Genomic DNA, 16726 nt, shown 5'->3' with positions numbered 1-16726 from the left:
ATGTCCGAGCACGAACACGTCCGCGCTGACGGAACGCTGACGTTCCTTCCGCACCGGCTCAACCGTCATCCCGTGGTTGTGCGCGGCCTCACTGCCGACGAGTTGTGGATTTGCTGCTTTCTGTCCGGCGGCGTAGGTCTGCTGGTCGGCGCGCCGCTGTCATGGGTGTTCCGCACTATCGCGCTAGCGCCCACGTTCGTTGTATTAGGCGTGGCCCTCGGCCTATTCATCGGCGGCGGAATCCTGCGCCGCCTCAAGCGCGGCCGGCCGGATACCTGGCTTTACAGGCAATTGCAGTGGCGAATCGCCACGCGCCATCCGCTCGCCGCTGGCTGGGTGGGCGGGCATATGCTGATCTCGCGCTCAGGCTTCTGGTCCACTCATAGGTCCATGACAAGGGGCGCACGATGAGCCGTTTCAAGAACGAGATCACCCATCTCCAGGCGCACATCAAAACGCTTCGTCTGGCAGCTGGTGCGCTGGTGATCGTCGCCCTCGTGATGGGCGGCGGCTGGTGGAGCGCACCGCGCGACTTGACGATCCACGTCCCCCCAGACCTGCGTTCGGGGAGTACTCGCAAATGGTGGGAGGTTCCACCTGAATCGGTCTATGCCTTCACGTTCTACGTGTTCCAGCAATTGAATCGTTGGCCGACCAATGGCGAAGAAGACTACCCGCGAAACCTGCATGCGCTTTCGCCGTACCTCACGCCGTCTTGCCAAGCCTTTCTGCGTGCCGACTTCGATTACCGGCGCAACACGGGCGAACTGCGGCAACGTGTGCGCGGCATCTACGAAATACCTGGCCGCGGCTATGGCGATGATCCCACCGCCCGTGTGCGCGTGGTCTCCGACCGCGAATGGGTGGTGACGCTGGACATCAGCGCCGACGAATACTACGGCGAGGAGCAGGTCAAGCGCGCCCTGGTGCGCTACCCCATCAAAGTCACGCGGGTGGATGTCGACCCCTCGCGCAACCCATTCGGCCTGGCGCTCGATTGCTATGACGGCACGCCCCAGCGCATCAGTGCACCGGAGTCGGCCCGTCCAGCAGCTGGCGGCCTGCCTGCGCAAGCGCCTCAAGGAGAAACACCATGAAGCACTCTGTACTCGCGCTGCTGGGGCTGCTGACCATGGCCTCGACTCCTGCCTCCCAGGCCGTGGAAATTTTGCGTTGGGAACGCATGCCGCTGGCGGTGCCACTGAAGGTCGGCCAGGAGCGCATCGTGTTCATCGACCGGAACGTGCGCGTCGGCGTGCCTGCGGGCGTGGGCGAACGCCTGCGCGTGCAGAGCGCAGGCGGCGCGGTGTACCTGCGCGCAAACGAGCCTATCGAACCCACGCGGCTGCAGCTGCAAGACGCCAACACCGGGGCATTGATCCTGCTGGACATTGCTGCCGAGCCGGCCAAGGATGGCGAGCCTGCGCTGGAGCCGGTGCGCATCGTCGAGAGCGCTGCGCCCCCCTCGCGCTACGGCGATCAGCCGGCCGGTGACGACAAGGCGCCAGTGGCCGCCGATCAACAGGCCGATGAACGGTCCCCCCGGCGAGAAACGCCCATCCCGGTGGTACTCACACGCTTTGCCGCGCAGCACCTATACGCGCCGCTGCGCACCGTCGAACCGCTGCCGGGCGTCATGCGGATCAACCTGCGCCGGGACCTGGACCTTGGTACCTTGATGCCGACGCTGCCGGTACGTGCCACCGCCCTCGCCTCGTGGCGGCTGGAAGACCAATGGGTGACGGCCGTTCGCCTCACCAACACCAGCACCGGCTGGATCATGCTCGACCCCCGCGTGCTGCAAGGCGATTTCCTCACCGCGACCTTCCAGCATGAGGCACTCGGCCCGCGCGGCACGCCCGAGGACACTACCGTTCTGTACCTGGTGACGCGCGGGCACGGCCTCGCGCAGTCACTTTTGCCTGCCATCCAGCGCTTCGACCCGGCCACACATTTGCCGCAGCCGGAAGCCAACGACGAGGCCCCGATGGACGGCAAGGAGGTCCGCAATGCGCAGTAACGGACTCCTGAAGTGGCTGATGATTCCTGTGGCCCTGCTGGTGCTGTTCGTCGGTATTCGGCTGTTCCCCAGCGGCGGGACGTCGGCTCCGCCCCAATCCGACACAGGTAACCAACTCACACCCGAAGAGATGAAGGCCTTGGGCATTGCGGGCGATACCCCGCGCGACACTGTGGCAACGCTCGTCGCCCAGGTAAAGCAACTGCGCACCGAGCTTCAAACCGCGCTGTCAGACAACAAGTCCCAGCGCGAGGAAAACCAGCGCCTGCGCCAGCGCGAGAACTCGATCGACCAGCGCATCAACTCGGCGCTGGAAACCGAACGCTCGAGTCTGCGCCGCGACCAGCAACAGGCGACCAGTGAACGCCAGCAGACCGAGGGTCTGCTCGCCGACCTGCAGCGGCGTTTGGATAGCATCGGCGGACGCGGGGGCGGCAATACCGATCTGCCAGTGGGCCTGGGGCTGCACGACGGCGACCAGGTCGGGATGGAAGGCGGCATGCGCTGGGTGGATCCGGACGACAAGAAGCCCGACGACGGCCGCAATGGCAGCCGTGGCGCGAATAGCGGCACGAACTTTCCGACCAGCTTCGGCCCTGCGCAGAGCACGCTGGACACTCCAGAGCAAACCGCACCGAAGGCGGTCGAGGACTCCGCTGCGGCCAAAAACACCAAACCCATATACACCGTGCCGACGAACTCGACGCTCATGGGATCGGTGGCAATGACGGCGCTGATTGGCCGCGTCCCAATCGACGGAACCGTGAACGACCCATACCCCTTCAAAGTCCTCGTCGGCCCCGACAATCTCACCGCCAACGGCATCGACATTCCTGACGTGGCCGGTGCAGTGTTCAGCGGCACGGCTTCGGGGGACTGGACGCTTTCATGCGTGCGCGGCCAGGTGCGCAGCATCACCTTCGTCTTTCATGATGGAACGATCCGCACGATTCCCGAAGATCGCGACGGCAACCAGCGAAACAATCAGCAGCAAAATTCACAAAGTGGGGGCCTGGGTTGGATCAGCGATCCCTACGGCATTCCATGCGTCAGCGGCGAACGGCGCAGCAATGCGCAGCAGTACCTCGGCTCGCAAGCCCTCATCACGGCGGCTGGTGCCGGCATGGCCTCGCTCATCAAGAGCGACAGCGGCCAGATGTCCTACGTGGGATCGGACGGCTCCATTGGCACCGTAGGCATCACCGGTCAGGAAGCGGTCGGTCGGATTCTCGCGGGCGGTGTCAAGGAGATGTCGAACTGGGTCAACAAACTGTACGGCCAGGCCTTCGCGGCCGTCTATGTCCAGCCCGGCGCCAAGGTCGCCGTCCACCTCGAAGAACCGCTCGCCATCGACTTTGATCCCGAAGGTCGCAAGGTTGATCACCGCGCAGGAGAAAATCATGCTCTCGATCTTGACTAAGGGCCTTGTGCTGGCCCTCCTCCTCGCGCTGCTGGGCGGCTGCGCCACCAACAAAGAGGATCTGCTGATCCACGGCGACCACACGATGATGGACATCTGGCAGCAGGAGGCCGGCGGCGGCGCGGTGGGTGGTGCCGGTCAGGTGGCGCGCCGCCAGTTGCTCGAAGAGCGCCAAAGCCTGCGTAGGCCTTTGACTGACGCCGACATGCAGGCCGCGCCCGCAGAGCAGATGCACTACACGCGCACGGCACGCAACGAGGTCTATCGCCAGTTCCAACGCCTGCCGAACCCCGACCTGGTGATGTACGTGTTCCCGCATTTGGCGGGCACGGACCCCGTGCCGGTTCCGGGCTACACGACAGTCTTCCCGCTGTACCAGCGCGTGCAGTACGCGATGCCGGGCGAGCGCGTGGAGGACTACTGATGCGCTGGAAACTCCTCTGGCCGAAGCTGAACGCATCCGGCGCAGGCGACGACGAGCAGGACGGCTGGCAGAGCCACGTAGAGTCCTTGCGCCAGGCGGGCATTCCGGAACCTGGCGCGGCGGTTCAGGGCGGTAGGCCGGCAAGCATAGGGGACGAGCAGGCGCTTTACGACGTCGCGCCATCGTTCGTTGAACTGCTGCCATGGGTGGAGTTCCTGCCTCACTCGAAGTCCATGCTGCTGGAGGACGGGCAGTCGGTGGCGGCCTTCTTCGAGCTGGTGCCCCTTGGCACCGAGGGCCGGGAACCCGGCTGGCTTGCGCATGCCCGCGATGCGCTCGAAAACGCCCTGCAAGACAGCTTCGATGAACTGGACGAGAACCCCTGGGTGCTCCAGCTATACGCACAGGACGAACCCTGCTTCGACCAGTACATGCAGACTCTGCGCGACTATGTGCAGCCGCGCGCCCGCAATACCGCTTTCACTGAGTTCTACCTTCGATTCTTCGCGCATCACCTGCGCGCGGTGGCCAAGCCCGGAGGACTGTTCGAGGACACGGTGGTCACGCGGTTGCGTTGGCGCGGCCAGACGCGGCGCGTGCGTATGGTCGTCTATCGGCGCTCCATCGGACACGAGAGCCGTCGTGGTCAGACACCAGAGCAGATGCTCAACATCGTCTGCGACCGGCTGTGTGGTGGCCTGGCAAACGCCGGCATCCAGGCTCGGCGCATGATTGCAGCGGATGTGCACGATTGGCTACTGCGCTGGTTCAATCCGCGTCCCGCGCTACTTGGGCCTGACGCAGAGGACCGCGAGCGCTTCTATGCGCTAGCGCGCTACCCAGATGAGACCGAGACCGGCGAAATCGAACTGGCAAGTGGGCGGGATTTCAGCCAGCGGCTGTTCTTTAGCCAACCACGCTCCGATGTGGCGCACGGCACCTGGTACTTCGATGGCATGCCGCACCGCGTGCTGATCACCGACCGGCTGCGCATACCGCCTGGCACAGGACACCTGACAGGCGAAACCCGCAAGGGCGATGCAATCAACACGCTGTTCGACCAAATGCCTGAAGACACTTTGATGTGTCTCACAATGGTTGCCACGCCGCAGGATGTCCTCGAATCGGACTTGAACCATCTGGCGAAGAAAGCGGTTGGCGAAACCTTGGCATCGGAGCAGACGCTCAAGGACGTGCATGAAGCCCGCTCCCTGATCGGCAGCGCGCACAAGCTCTACAGAGGCAGCCTGGCGTTCTATCTGCGAGGCCGCGACGAGGCGGAACTGGACCGACGCGGCTTGGACTTGGCGAACGTGATGCTCAATGCCGGCTTGCAGCCGGTGCGCGAGGACGATGAGGTCGCGCCGCTCAACAGCTACCTGCGCTGGCTGCCCTGCTGCTACAACCCCGCCAAAGATCGGCGCAAGTGGTACACGCAACTGATGTTCGCCCAGCATTTGGCGAACTTGTCGCCCGTGTGGGGACGCGCCCAGGGTACAGGACACCCTGGCATCACGATGTTCAATCGCGGTGGCGGCCCGATCACCTTCGACCCACTCAATCGCCTGGACAGGCAGATGAACGTCCACCTGTTTCTCTTCGGGCCCACCGGCTCGGGCAAGAGCGCCACGCTCAATAACCTGCTCAACCAGGTCACTGCGCTCTACCGGCCACGACTCTTCGTTGTGGAAGCTGGCAACAGCTTCGGCTTGTTCAGCGACTTCGCCAAGCGCTTAGGCCTGACCGTAAATCGGGTCAAGCTGGCCCCTGGCTCGGGCATCAGCCTGGCGCCGTTCGCTGATGCGCGCCGGCTGATCGAAACGCCGAGCGACATGCAGACACTCGATGCCGATGCGCTGGACGAAGACCTGCCACCGGATGCCTTAGCCATGGAGGCGGACGAGCAGCGCGACGTGCTCGGCGAACTGGAGATCACTGCCCGCCTGATGATTACGGGCGGCGAGGACAAAGAAGAAGCAAGAATGACGCGGGCAGATCGCTCACTGATCCGCCAGTGCATCCTCGATGCAGCCGAGTATTGCGTAGACGAAGAGCGCACGGTACTCACGCGCGACGTCCGCAACGCGCTTCGCACTCGCGGCCAAGACCCGACGTTGCCCGAGATGCGTCGCGTGCGGCTGCTGGAGATGGCAGACGCGATGGATATGTTCTGTCAAGGCACGGACGGCGAGATGTTCGACCGCGACGGTACGCCGTGGCCCGAGGCCGACATCACGCTGGTCGATCTAGCAACCTATGCCCGTGAAGGCTACAACGCTCAGCTGTCGATCGCTTACATCAGCCTCATCAGCACCGTCAACAATATCGCCGAGCGCGACCAATACCTCGGTCGGCCGATCATCAATGTCACGGATGAAGGCCACATCATTACGAAGAACCCGCTGCTCGCGCCTTACGTCGTGAAGATCACGAAGATGTGGCGCAAATTGGGTGCGTGGTTTTGGCTCGCGACGCAGAACATTGACGATCTACCTCGTGCCGCAGAACCCATGCTCAACATGATCGAGTGGTGGATCTGCCTGTCGATGCCGCCGGATGAGGTGGAGAAGATCGCGCGATTCCGCGAACTCTCGCCCGCTCAAAAGGCATTGATGCTGTCTGCCAGAAAAGAGGCCGGCAAGTTCACAGAGGGGGTCATTCTGTCGAAGTCGATGGAAGTGCTTTTCCGAGCCGTTCCGCCGAGCCTGTACCTCGCGCTGGCGCAAACAGAGCCCGAGGAAAAAGCAGAGCGCTATCAGCTCATGCAGCAATACGGCATCAGCGAATTGGACGCCGCCGTAAAGGTAGCCGAGACGATCGACCAAGCGCGCGGCATCGAGTCGCCGACCCTGGACCTGCCGCAATAGCCACCGGAGAGAGCCATGACGCCAAAACGTCCTTCCATTCCGATACAGGTGCAGGCGTTCCGCCGCAGGCGCTGGCGGTCTCGCTGGCTCTGGGCCTTGGTTGCTGTGCTGGCCGCGCTGCTGCTGATCTGGTTCCGGCTGATATGGCTACCGTCCCGGTCGTCAGGCGAATCCTCACAGCAGACGCCAACGCCAGTCAACACTGCGCAGGTGGCTGGGCCTCCCTGGCAGATGGGTAACTCGCAGGGCCGTTTCACGCTGACGCTCTATGGGGACCTCGAATGCCCATTCTGCCGGTCCTACTTCCCGCTGCTCAAGCGCTGGGTGGGCGACCACGCGGATGTGGCCCTGCAATGGCACCACATGCCCCTGGCAGCGCATGAGCCCGCAGCGTCAGCCGAAGCGCGTTGGGCGGAATGCGCCGCTGAGGCCGGCGGACATGCTGCCTTCTGGCAGGCCATCGAATGGGTCTATGCCCATACGCGCAGCGACGGCCAAGGCTTGCCCAATGGCCTGCGCTATCCCGACGTCACGCCCGCTATCGAGCAATGCATGGCGAGCGGTCGGGCGGAGGCTGCGATACGTGCCCAGGCCGCGGAAGCGACGAAGAGCGGCGTGACCGCCACGCCATCGGTCCGGCTGCGTGATCGCCAGACCGGTCAGGCCATCCTGCTGCAGGGGCCGATCGAGGGCGACTCTCTGCTGTCGGCCATGGACATGCTGTCGGCCGATACGACCATCCATACACCCGCCGTTCCAGCGGACCCCACAACGCAAATGCCTACGGACATCATCGGCGACATGCCAAGGTAGCCCTCGGCCTTGAAGACTACGACGCGATTGACCGCGCTGGCCTCGCCGCATTCGCGTCGCCGTCTGACCGTGAGCCGGACAGTCCGATTGGTGACCTCTATGACAAGGGAAAGTATTGAGGAGGCAGTCGCAGCTTTTGAGACATCAGTGGTGTGAGATCAGAGACCTGACAAAGGACGTTAAGCGTCGTACCGGGCATGGGCTCTCTTAATCACTGACTTGTGGAGGTTGGCAGATGGGAATTCCTTTTGATGTATCGGACGTGGCGGCCAGTCTTGTTGCTACGATTGTGCTCATTGTTGCGAAATGGGCTTTCGATCAGGTCAGCTTTTTGGATAAAAAATTTGGCCTACTCGTCAATCGAGCTGAACTCAGGAAAATCGAGTGGCTCCGAAGTGATCCTACCAATCTCACCCATTTCCTGTTGATCCAGGGCCTATACTGTTTCGGTGCAATAGCAATGGGCTTCTTGCTGCTGCCACTTGCCTTCATGAACGGCGGCATGAAGCTGCTCGTGCCATGTTTATTGTGCGTTGGTTTTGCCATGTATTTTTGCGTCGTGTTCCCGCTGGGCATGCTGGTCCGTCTGCGGAAAGGCGATGCCTACGTCAAGCGTCAACAAGAATGCATCGCCCAAGCTGAAAAGCATCTCGAACGACATCAGCAGCGGAAGAAACCATAGCCCAGCTTGTCAGAAATGACGGCCCCTCGGCTTTCGCCAGGTGAAGGGCAGAAAATAGACCTGTGTTGCATGTCCTGGTCACCACTGGGCCCGATACAACTGTGCTTCGTCCTGAAAAGATCGAAGCACAGTCGCTGATCGATAGCATGCAGGCACGCTTTTGGCGCTCGCCGATCTTTGATCGAAGCTTCGTGATGCAGGCCGTTCTAACCGGCGATGTGCTTTTGTTGCCCCAGGAAGACAGGATGTATGTGGGGTGCCCGCAATGCGCATTGTTTGTAGGTGCTGCATCGAGTTCGGCGTTCGACTATCGCCCTGATCAACTTCCGGGGCACGCGACATGCCAGCATCTTTCTCCAAGTTTGCGTCAGGCTGGCGGGCCCTTGGCGTGGCTATCGCGCTGCCGGCTTCCCTGGCGGCATTCAGCCCGGCCACCTTTGCCGCAGATGTGGTGGTCGTCACCGACAGCCGCCACCCGGTCAAGACCATGGGAGGCGAGCGGCTGATCGAGCTGGACCAGGCATCCCAGACCGAAGCAGAGCTTTCCGCGAATCTGCCAAACGACCCCGAACGGGCAGCAGCCATCGTCCGGCAGCGCTTGAGCCAAGACGGCACCGATCTTCAACGCAGCATCGGCATCGCCTACCAAGGCATCACCGACGCATGGAGCCTGGGTATCAGCAGCATCCCGGCCGTCGTGGTGGACCAGCGCTATGTGGTCTATGGCGAGGCGGACGTGGCGCGCGCCATCGCGCGTATCGAACAGTATCGCAGGGCACAGCCGTGATCCGCCCATTCGACCTGCTACGCCGCCTGCGTGTCGCTGTGGCCTCGCTACTGTTGGCCAGCGCTACAGCGAGCTACGCCCTGAATACCGCGACCATCGTCGGCTCAGTGGCATCGCCCGATTGCCTTGAATACAGGGTGGTGGGCATTTGTTACTGGCTTTACTGCACCGTGACCGGCTGCACGGTGCGCACGTCCGTCAAGGTACGTCATTACATACCGGATGCGGTCGTCTCCAGCTACAGCAACACTGGCGAAAACCCTTGGGTCGAAGTTCAGGCGATGAGCATGCCCAACCGATCAGCCCAGTCAGGCGGCGACGGCACCACGAACGAAGACCATGAAAACAACCTCGCGCGATTCAAGAACGCCGATGTCGTCGGTCATCCAGGCGTCGAAGTGTTTAACCGGTTCGTATCGTCATCGGGCTATTTCTGCGAGGGCGCGGGCACGGCGTTCATGCCTTATCTGCTCAGCACCTTGGACACACTAGCCTGGCGCTATAACGTGCCTGAGATGGCCTACCCGGAGTCGCTGATTCCGGGCAAGCGCGAGATCGGCGCGCGCTCGACGCTGAACCTTTGGGGCAATTTGTATCCTCGCGGCGGTTTCCTTCAGCAGACGGACGACTACAAGGCTGGCGCCGTCGTAGCTCAGCGTGCTGGCGATGTGGTCACGCGCCGCGGGCAGATTCACGTCTATCAACCGCTACTGGCGAACTCACGGCCCGGCTATTGGCCTGCAGGCGCACTGAGGGAGGGTGATGCCTCAACCGGCAAATGGCAGGAACTCACGCCTGTCCTGTCCTCGTCCTGCACGGTCTTCCCGCGCAGCGGTTCCCTAACACAGGCCCAGCAAGGCGACTACGCCTGGGCATTGTGGCGGCCCTATGCATGCTGCGAACGCCGGGGCCAGGTATTCCTCGGCAGCGTCGATTTCTATTGAGGATACGGCGATGAAACGTCCTGAATTGATGAACCTCTCCACCAAAGCGCGCCGCTTGCTGCGCCCCACGGCGCTGGCTGGCGCGCTCTCCCTTGGCTGCGGCCTAGCGTGGGCGCAGACCGGTTTTCAAACGGGCGGTCCCGTCATCGGCGATGAGGTGATGTACTCGATCGGCGGTGGCAGTGCGGTGTCTATGGGCGGCGCGGCAGGCATGCGCTCGATTGGAGTCGGTGCAGGCTGGAACAGCAACCTGATCTGCGGCGATATGGACATCCAGACCACGCTGAAAAACCAGCTCAACGGTGTTACGAACGGTTTCCAGCAGATCATGAGCAATGTGATCCAGAGCGCAACAAGTGCCGTGGCATCTCTGCCTGCGCTGATCATCCAGCGCGCCGATCCAGGTTTGTACAACCTGCTCACCAATGGCGTGCTGCAGGCGCGACTGGACTACGATCGCTCGAAGCTGACGTGCCGCGCCATGGCCGAAAAGATGGCCGACAAGGCGGGAGGACAGCTTGGATGGAGCCAGATGGCGGAAAGCATGGCACTGCGCGATGCAGTGTCGAGTACGGACGCCGTATCGGCGATCGAGCGAGCGGAAACCAAGCGCGGTAACGATGGCGTGCCCTGGGTGGGCGGCAGCAATGCCGGCGGCGTGGGTCAGCCGTCCATCCGAGTAGTCAGCGATGTCACTCGGGCGGGCTACAACCTGGTCAACGGCCGCGGCGTGACCGACACGTCATCCATCGATCAGACGAGTTGCTCCACTCTGTCCTGCCAGACCTGGACCTCGCCGCAACAGGCGGTCGAATGGGCTACGCGGGTCCTGGGAGAGAAGGAGCAGCGCACTTGCGATGCCTGTACCAAGACCGAGACAGTGCCCGGCGTAGGGCTAACGCCGCTGATCCAGGAGGAGTACGAAGCCAAGCTCGTAGTCCTGCAAGAACTCATCTCCGGGACGAACAACACGACGTTCGAGAACCTGCGCGGGGCAGGCAGTAGTTCGCTGCCCATCACCCGCGGCGTCATCGAGGCGCTGCGCGACGAGCCGGATCAAGACCTGCTGGCGCGACGCTTGGCGTCCGAAGTCGCGCTCTCGTCAGTGCTGGAAAAGGCGCTGCTGCTCCAGCGCACGTTACTGACGGGTAAGAACGAACCCAACGTAGCGGCCAACCAGTTGGCGGTCGAGGCCGTGAACCACGAGAGCGACACGCTCGATCAGGAGATCCGCAACCTCAAAACCGAGTTGGAACTGCGCCGCGAGTTGGCCAACAACTCGCCCATGGCCATCATCCAGCGCCACGGCACGCGCGCGGCGGGTTCGCGCGGTATCTACGAAGGCGACCCGGTGCCTGACCGTCTCGATCAGTTGCAGAAAGGCAAGCCAGGAGACCGGCCATGAGCATGACTTGGCTGCGCCCGCACTGGCTCTTTAGCCGACGCGCGGCGAAGGCGCTGCTGTGGGCGGTGTCGATTGTCGCGATTGCCGTAGGGGCCAATGTCGCCGGCATCTACCTGGTCGGCAGTATTGCCGGCTGGGAGCAGTGGCTGGCCGCCACTGCAGGCTACTTCTTGGCATGGCGACTATGCCTGTACGGAGCTACGGCTTACGGATGGATCTGGATGCGCCGCCGGCTGCTGGCGCGCGAGGACGACGCGCAGGCACGGCGCCGCCTGGTGCGCAGCGAGATCGCCGGTGTCATCGCCATCCTGGCGCTGGAGATCAGCCTGCGGATGCAGACCTGAGGGGGAGTCAGGCCATGACGCTTTTTACAACCGACTACCTGGAGTACTACCTCACGCTGGTGTCCTGGATCATCCATAACGGGATCTGGGCTGTGCTGGTATCCAGCGGTGTGTTTGCGCTGCCCTTTGTGGCAATCATCGTGCAGGAATGGCTCAAAGCGCGCACGGAAGGTGCCGACGAAGGCAACAAGGGCGTGCTCTCGGCTGCGCGTATCGAGAACCGCGTGTTCGTCGCTATCGTGGTGGTAATGTTCGCCGGCATCCCATTTATCGACGTGGATCTGAACACCATCCAGTACGACAGCTCGCGCTCGGCGCAGTGCCAAGTCAGCGTGCCGCAGCCTTCCGAAACAGGCTGGTCGCAGTCCTTCTCGACCCTCAACAACCAAAGCGCGAAGTTGCCGGTGTGGTGGGCCTTCATGCATGCGCTTTCGCGCGCTGTCACGGGCGCTTCTGTTGCGGCAATTCCTTGCGGGACCGATCTGAGGCAGATGCGGATCGAAATCGACGCCACGCGCATCGACGATCCAGTGCTGGCCCAGGAAGTGGCGGATTTCACCCACGATTGCTACGGGCCGGCCCGTGCCAAGCTGTTCATGCAGCGCCCGCAACTTAACGAAGAGCAGATGCACGATGTCACGTGGATCGGCTCACGCTTCTTCACGGATACAGCCGGCTACTACGACAGCTATCGCGCCAGCACCCCGCGCGAGGACTGGCCCTACGACAGCAACCGTGACGCAGGGCTTGCGCAGGTGTCTAGCGGCGGCGGCTACCCGAACTGCCGGCAATGGTGGGCCGATAGCAGCAACGGCCTGCGGGCGCGGCTGTTGGGCCAGGTGGACCCCAACCTACTCACGCGGCTGGCGGGTTGGGCTGGGTTCCTGAGCCGCGCCGACGTGGACGATTCGGTGATCCGTGCAATCGCCTCGCCGCGACAGCAGAAACTCAATCAAGGCTCGGTCTATACGGACTACGGTGGTCAGATCGACAAGACATTGCCGAACATCGTGACGCGGGCGGCAGGCGACGTGGGAATGGCCGTTGGGGGCATCGCAGCATTCCCCGCAATGGACGTGGTGCGCCAGGCCCTGCCCATGGTGCTCGCACTGCTCAAGATGGCGTTGGTGATTTGCATTCCTCTAGTATTGGTCGTGGGCACCTACGACCTCAAGACCGTCGTCACCATCAGCGTCGTGCAGTTCGCGCTGTTCTTCATCGATTTTTGGCTCCAGTTGGGTCGCTGGATCGACAGCACCATCCTCGATGCGCTCTATGGATGGGGCTGGGGCTGGAACCGGCCGCACAACAACTTCGATCCGCTGGTGGGCTTGAACAATGCGTTCGGCGACATGCTGCTAAACTTCGTCACAGGGACAATGTTCCTAGTCCTTCCGGGATTTTGGCTGGCGAGCCTCACCTGGGTTGGGGTTCGGGCCGGACATGCCATCCAAGGACTCTCAGATGGCAGCAAGGGCGCAGGTCAAGCGGGTGGCAAGGGCACTGGGGCACTCACTGGGGGCAAGCTGAAATAGCGCGGTTGCGGTTGCGATCAATCGTCGGTGTACAACTCGTGCGACGTGTCGTTGTACAGATTCGGATCGTAGCCAGGAGTCTTTCGCAGTTCGGTGAGGTCGGTGAAAGGCCACTCTTCCTCATCCGGAGTATTGGCGGCCGCAGCCCATCCCGCGGCCATCACGCCCAGCACCACGACTGCGAACCAGAAGGCAAAGTAGAGCAGCAGTCCCAGCACAGCCAGCTTGACCACCCACAACCCCAAGCTGGCTCCAACGATCGGCAAACTCTTGGAGGCGAGCCAACCCGACAACCGTCGCTCGCCGCGCGCATAGGCGCGCCATCCACGGCCAACGCTGCGGCCGAGGCGTTCTGCGGTACTGATGCGGGTTGTCGTGTTCATAGTCGTCTCCTGCTACACGAGAATGCCTATTCCAGCTTGGTCCTATTCATTCGGCTTGGAGCTTCAATGTGTTCTCTTGCTGCTTCAGGACGCTTCGTCATCCGGTTCCACCGGGCCGGGTCGAGCAACACGCCGATGCGATAGGTGGCAACGAAACGCGGCCAGTCCACATGGTCAATGAGGTCGATATCCTTGATGACCCTGACCTTCGCTTCAGCGCGCTCGAACAGGGCAATGCTCCAGCACGTTGAACACGGCCTCAGCTACGACGTCGATCGAGTCTGGCGTCACCGCATCCACCGGCGAACGCCCGCCCAACCCTTCAAGCGGTTCGGACAGCGCACCGTAGATTGTCCAGTTGTCGATGCCCTCGACCTCCTGAAGCACGCTTTGGGTCAACTGCTGCCTCACCGGGTCAAGTTGCCAGTCGGGCAGCTTCTGGCCGCGCATCCCCACATTCAGTGCCAGCAACCGACGGGCGAGGATGTCCTTGTAGATCTGCTGACGCGACTTGTCCGCCAACTTGGCGAATTCGGGGATCGGCACGTTATGCGGCTGGTTAAAGGTTTCCAACAACACGGTGCGGCCACGCTGGACTTCGGTTTCATTCGGTGTCCAGCGCTTGTCGGCGCGCAGCGTGGACGCCTTACGTTCCAAGGTCCGCTGCATGGTCTCCATCTCCAGGCGAGCGGGAAGCTCCAACGCCTCTACACGCTCGTGGACAAACGCCTGCAACTCGGCCGCGAAAGCCCCGACATCTCGGATATCGACGATGGCGGCGAAGCGGCGCACGTCTTCCTTCGTGACGCGCGGCAGACGGTCAGCAATGAGTTCGACGGCATTGGACATGATCATCTCCAGGCGATGTAAGGTAGACCGAACATTAGTCTCACATGTCAACTTTGTCAACTTTGTCGCCTTTACCAGAACACAAGTGGCGGAAATGGCGTCCGCGCAGCGTAGGCTGACCGCCCAATCCACACGAACGGATTCCACATTGACGCTGGAACCGCAACCTATGCCCCGCTATACCGAAACGGTTAAAGGCCCAAGGGCAGAAAAGGCAAGGGAATGGGGTGCAAGGGGAAAGGCCCTACCTCGAAAAGGCTAAAAGGCCTCCCGGTCGGCCCACCACCAGGACACCTATATGCTCTCCCTGTTCCGGCGAAAACAGGCCTCGGTCGCTACCGCTCCGTCGGCAGCACCCGCCACCGACCTCCCGAAAGGGCTGACACGGCCGGAGACGGCCGCGTCTCTGCTAGCAACCCCGCGCCGTCAGAAGTTGTTGGAACACATTTGGCAGCGCACTTCGCTGTCTCGCCAGCAGTTTGACACGCTGTACCGCAAGCCCTTGGAGCGCTACGCCGCGCTTGTGCAGCAATTCCCCGCCTCCGAGAGCCACCACCATGCCTACCATGGCGGCATGCTCGACCATGGGCTTGAGATCGTTGCCTACGCGCTCAAGCTGCGGCAGTCCTATCTGCTGCCCGCTGGCACAACACCCGAAGACCAGGCCGCTCAAGCAGAAGCCTGGACCGCGGCAACCGCCTACGCCGCACTGCTTCACGACATCGGCAAGATCGCTGTTGATCTACATGTAGAGCATGCCGACGGCAGTGTCTGGCACCCCTGGCACGGTCCGCTGAAGCAACCCTACCGATTCCGCTACCGCGAGGATCGCGAGTACCGACTGCACAGTGCAGCTACCGGCCTGCTGTACCACCAAGTGCTTGATCGCTTCATCCTTGACTGGCTCAGCGGCTTCCCATCGCTGTGGGCTGCATTGCTGTACATCATGGCAGGACAGTACGAGCACGCCGGGGTGCTCGGAGAACTGGTGGAGAAGGCCGACCGTGCCTCCGTAGCCCAGGAACTGGGAGGTGATCCGGCAAAGGCGATGGCCGCACCGAAGCATGCTTTGCAGCGCAAGCTGCTGGACGGCCTGCGCTACCTGCTCAAGGAAGAGTTGAAGCTCAATCAGCCCCAGGCGTCAGATGGCTGGCTGACGCACGATGCGCTGTGGCTCGTCAGCAAGACCGTCTCCGACAAACTGCGCGCACACTTGCTGGCGCAGGGCATCGATGGCATTCCTTCAAACAACACCGCCGTCTTCAATGTGTTGCAAGACCACGGTATCCTCCAGGCAACGCCGGAAGGCAAAGCCATCTGGAAAGCCACGGTCACCAGCGAGACCGGCTGGTCGCACAGTTTCACGCTGCTGCGCTTGGCCCCGGCATTGATCTGGGAAGCCGCAGAACGCCCACAGCCCTTCAGTGGCACCGTCGTCGAAGAAGCATCGGGCAGCGAACCAATCGAGGAGAACGGCGGCTCCCCTGCCCCTTCGCCCGCTCCCGTCGGCCCCCCTTCGTTTGTGGACGCGGCTTCAGCGACACTCGCCGACCTCGCGTCGGCTCAAGTCGATGCGATGGAAGACTTGCTGTCGTTGATCAGCGATCCGTCTCCTCCGGCAACGCCTCTTGTCGAAGATGCATCTGCCAGCCTGCCGCCAGGCGAGGCGGAATCCACCGCCACACAGAGGCAAACACCCGACCCAGCTGAAGGCCAGCCGTCGCAAGCACTGCCCTCCCCCAAACACTTCATTGCCTGGCTGAAGCAAGGCATCGAATCACGCAAGCTGATCATCAACGACGCCAAAGCGTTGGTGCATACGGTCGCCGATACCGCTTACCTGGTCAGTCCCGGTGTCTTCCAGCGCTATGCCCAGGAACACCCGCAGATCGCTGCTCTGGCTAAGCAGGAGAACGTGCAGGAATGGCAATGGGTACAGAAGCACTTCGAGAAGCTGCTGCTACACCGCAAACAAGACAATGGATTGAACATCTGGACCTGCGATGTCATCGGACCACGCAAATCACGGCGGCTGCACGGCTACCTGTTACAAGATCCCAGGCATCTTTTTGATGAGGTTCCGCCGAACAACCCATATCTGCGCGTCCACTAACGCCTCTGGCCCGGATCTGGATCTGGATCTGGGCCTACGCGTTTCGTTTTTTGCGCGATCTGCTCAGGGAGCCGGTCAGCCAGATCGTCCAGTGCGCCGATCTGCGCAACGAACACCTTGCGGCGGGCCGGAAACTGCCG

16 protein-coding genes are annotated in these 16726 nt (G+C 62.2%); 14 read left to right on the top strand and 2 right to left on the bottom strand.

Annotated elements, in window-relative coordinates; translation table 11 throughout:
* The 13 genes from N018_RS11950 to N018_RS11890 all read left to right on the top strand — a co-directional run bounded on the left by N018_RS11950 (nt 1) and on the right by N018_RS11890 (nt 13241).
* Entirely contained in the window at nt 1–411 is a 411-nt protein-coding gene (locus N018_RS11950; RefSeq protein WP_025389700.1) for a TIGR03750 family conjugal transfer protein, read from the top strand.
* On the top strand, nt 408–1097 hold the full coding sequence (locus N018_RS11945; RefSeq protein ID WP_025389699.1) for a PFL_4703 family integrating conjugative element protein: 690 nt from the start codon (nt 408–410) through the stop codon (nt 1095–1097). Before N018_RS11950 ends, N018_RS11945 begins: the two co-directional genes overlap by 4 nt.
* Complete coding sequence (locus N018_RS11940) at nt 1094–2020, top strand: TIGR03749 family integrating conjugative element protein (protein WP_025389698.1); 927 nt, start codon at nt 1094–1096, stop codon at nt 2018–2020. The genes N018_RS11945 and N018_RS11940 overlap by 4 nt, the downstream gene beginning before the upstream one ends.
* Entirely contained in the window at nt 2010–3440 is a 1431-nt protein-coding gene (locus N018_RS11935) for a TIGR03752 family integrating conjugative element protein (RefSeq protein ID WP_025389697.1), read from the top strand. The genes N018_RS11940 and N018_RS11935 overlap by 11 nt, the downstream gene beginning before the upstream one ends.
* Nucleotides 3421–3864 carry a TIGR03751 family conjugal transfer lipoprotein gene (locus tag N018_RS11930; RefSeq protein WP_025389696.1) on the top strand — a complete coding sequence of 148 codons (444 nt, stop codon included), beginning with the start codon at nt 3421–3423 and terminating at the stop codon, nt 3862–3864. The genes N018_RS11935 and N018_RS11930 overlap by 20 nt, the downstream gene beginning before the upstream one ends.
* The gene (locus N018_RS11925; RefSeq protein ID WP_025389695.1) at nt 3864–6731 is read left to right on the top strand and encodes a conjugative transfer ATPase; all 2868 of its coding nucleotides are present in this window, start codon (nt 3864–3866) and stop codon (nt 6729–6731) included. Before N018_RS11930 ends, N018_RS11925 begins: the two co-directional genes overlap by 1 nt.
* Before the next feature lie 15 nt (nt 6732–6746).
* On the top strand, nt 6747–7544 hold the full coding sequence (locus tag N018_RS11920) for a DsbA family protein (protein WP_025389694.1): 798 nt from the start codon (nt 6747–6749) through the stop codon (nt 7542–7544).
* 235 nt (nt 7545–7779) lie between these two features.
* Nucleotides 7780–8226 (top strand): hypothetical protein, encoded by a 447-nt coding sequence (locus tag N018_RS11915; RefSeq protein WP_025389693.1) that lies wholly within the window; start codon nt 7780–7782, stop codon nt 8224–8226.
* A 340-nt stretch (nt 8227–8566) separates the two neighbouring features.
* Nucleotides 8567–9013: a TIGR03757 family integrating conjugative element protein gene (locus tag N018_RS11910; protein WP_025389692.1), complete on the top strand. Its 447-nt coding sequence runs from the start codon at nt 8567–8569 to the stop codon at nt 9011–9013.
* Entirely contained in the window at nt 9010–9957 is a 948-nt protein-coding gene (locus tag N018_RS11905; protein WP_025389691.1) for a TIGR03756 family integrating conjugative element protein, read from the top strand. The genes N018_RS11910 and N018_RS11905 overlap by 4 nt, the downstream gene beginning before the upstream one ends.
* A gap of 10 nt (nt 9958–9967) precedes the next feature.
* Nucleotides 9968–11362 carry an integrating conjugative element protein gene (locus tag N018_RS11900; protein WP_025389690.1) on the top strand — a complete coding sequence of 465 codons (1395 nt, stop codon included), beginning with the start codon at nt 9968–9970 and terminating at the stop codon, nt 11360–11362.
* Nucleotides 11359–11706 (top strand): hypothetical protein, encoded by a 348-nt coding sequence (locus tag N018_RS11895; RefSeq protein ID WP_025389689.1) that lies wholly within the window; start codon nt 11359–11361, stop codon nt 11704–11706. The genes N018_RS11900 and N018_RS11895 overlap by 4 nt, the downstream gene beginning before the upstream one ends.
* 14 nt (nt 11707–11720) lie before the next feature.
* Nucleotides 11721–13241, top strand: a complete 1521-nt coding sequence (locus N018_RS11890) for a conjugal transfer protein TraG N-terminal domain-containing protein (RefSeq protein WP_025389688.1) — start codon at nt 11721–11723, stop codon at nt 13239–13241.
* A 17-nt stretch (nt 13242–13258) separates the two neighbouring features.
* Here N018_RS11890 and N018_RS11885 read toward each other — a convergent pair whose 3' ends face one another.
* Nucleotides 13259–13624 (bottom strand): DUF3742 family protein, encoded by a 366-nt coding sequence (locus tag N018_RS11885; protein ID WP_025389687.1) that lies wholly within the window; start codon nt 13622–13624, stop codon nt 13259–13261.
* Between the two features lie 213 nt (nt 13625–13837).
* Nucleotides 13838–14473: a hypothetical protein gene (locus N018_RS11880; protein WP_025389686.1), complete on the bottom strand. Its 636-nt coding sequence runs from the start codon at nt 14471–14473 to the stop codon at nt 13838–13840.
* Between the two features lie 298 nt (nt 14474–14771).
* Here N018_RS11880 and mobH point away from each other — a divergent pair, with 298 nt between their 5' ends.
* Complete coding sequence (gene mobH, locus N018_RS11875; protein WP_025389685.1) at nt 14772–16586, top strand: MobH family relaxase; 1815 nt, start codon at nt 14772–14774, stop codon at nt 16584–16586.
* Nucleotides 16587–16726 lie beyond the last annotated feature (140 nt).

It is taken from the genome of Pseudomonas syringae CC1557, assembly GCF_000452705.1.
GTDB classification, from domain to species: Bacteria; Pseudomonadota; Gammaproteobacteria; order Pseudomonadales; family Pseudomonadaceae; genus Aquipseudomonas; species Aquipseudomonas syringae_F.
The sequence above is the reverse complement of the archived record's forward strand: the minus strand, read 5'-3'. Positions and strand labels throughout refer to the sequence as shown.

Excerpts from the sequence above, each read along its gene's own strand:
- N018_RS11950 (WP_025389700.1), top strand. The coding sequence starts at position 1 with ATGTCCGAGCACGAACACGTCCGCGCTGACGGAACGCTGACGTTCCTT.
- N018_RS11920 (WP_025389694.1), top strand. The coding sequence starts at position 6,747 with ATGACGCCAAAACGTCCTTCCATTCCGATACAGGTGCAGGCGTTCCGC.
- N018_RS11935 (WP_025389697.1), top strand. The coding sequence starts at position 2,010 with ATGCGCAGTAACGGACTCCTGAAGTGGCTGATGATTCCTGTGGCCCTG.
- N018_RS11900 (WP_025389690.1), top strand. The coding sequence starts at position 9,968 with ATGAAACGTCCTGAATTGATGAACCTCTCCACCAAAGCGCGCCGCTTG.
- N018_RS11885 (WP_025389687.1), bottom strand. The coding sequence starts at position 13,624 with ATGAACACGACAACCCGCATCAGTACCGCAGAACGCCTCGGCCGCAGC.
- N018_RS11930 (WP_025389696.1), top strand. The coding sequence starts at position 3,421 with ATGCTCTCGATCTTGACTAAGGGCCTTGTGCTGGCCCTCCTCCTCGCG.
- N018_RS11910 (WP_025389692.1), top strand. The coding sequence starts at position 8,567 with ATGCCAGCATCTTTCTCCAAGTTTGCGTCAGGCTGGCGGGCCCTTGGC.
- N018_RS11925 (WP_025389695.1), top strand. The coding sequence starts at position 3,864 with ATGCGCTGGAAACTCCTCTGGCCGAAGCTGAACGCATCCGGCGCAGGC.
- N018_RS11945 (WP_025389699.1), top strand. The coding sequence starts at position 408 with ATGAGCCGTTTCAAGAACGAGATCACCCATCTCCAGGCGCACATCAAA.
- N018_RS11890 (WP_025389688.1), top strand. The coding sequence starts at position 11,721 with ATGACGCTTTTTACAACCGACTACCTGGAGTACTACCTCACGCTGGTG.
- N018_RS11915 (WP_025389693.1), top strand. The coding sequence starts at position 7,780 with ATGGGAATTCCTTTTGATGTATCGGACGTGGCGGCCAGTCTTGTTGCT.
- N018_RS11880 (WP_025389686.1), bottom strand. The coding sequence starts at position 14,473 with ATGTCCAATGCCGTCGAACTCATTGCTGACCGTCTGCCGCGCGTCACG.
- mobH (WP_025389685.1), top strand. The coding sequence starts at position 14,772 with ATGCTCTCCCTGTTCCGGCGAAAACAGGCCTCGGTCGCTACCGCTCCG.
- N018_RS11895 (WP_025389689.1), top strand. The coding sequence starts at position 11,359 with ATGAGCATGACTTGGCTGCGCCCGCACTGGCTCTTTAGCCGACGCGCG.
- N018_RS11940 (WP_025389698.1), top strand. The coding sequence starts at position 1,094 with ATGAAGCACTCTGTACTCGCGCTGCTGGGGCTGCTGACCATGGCCTCG.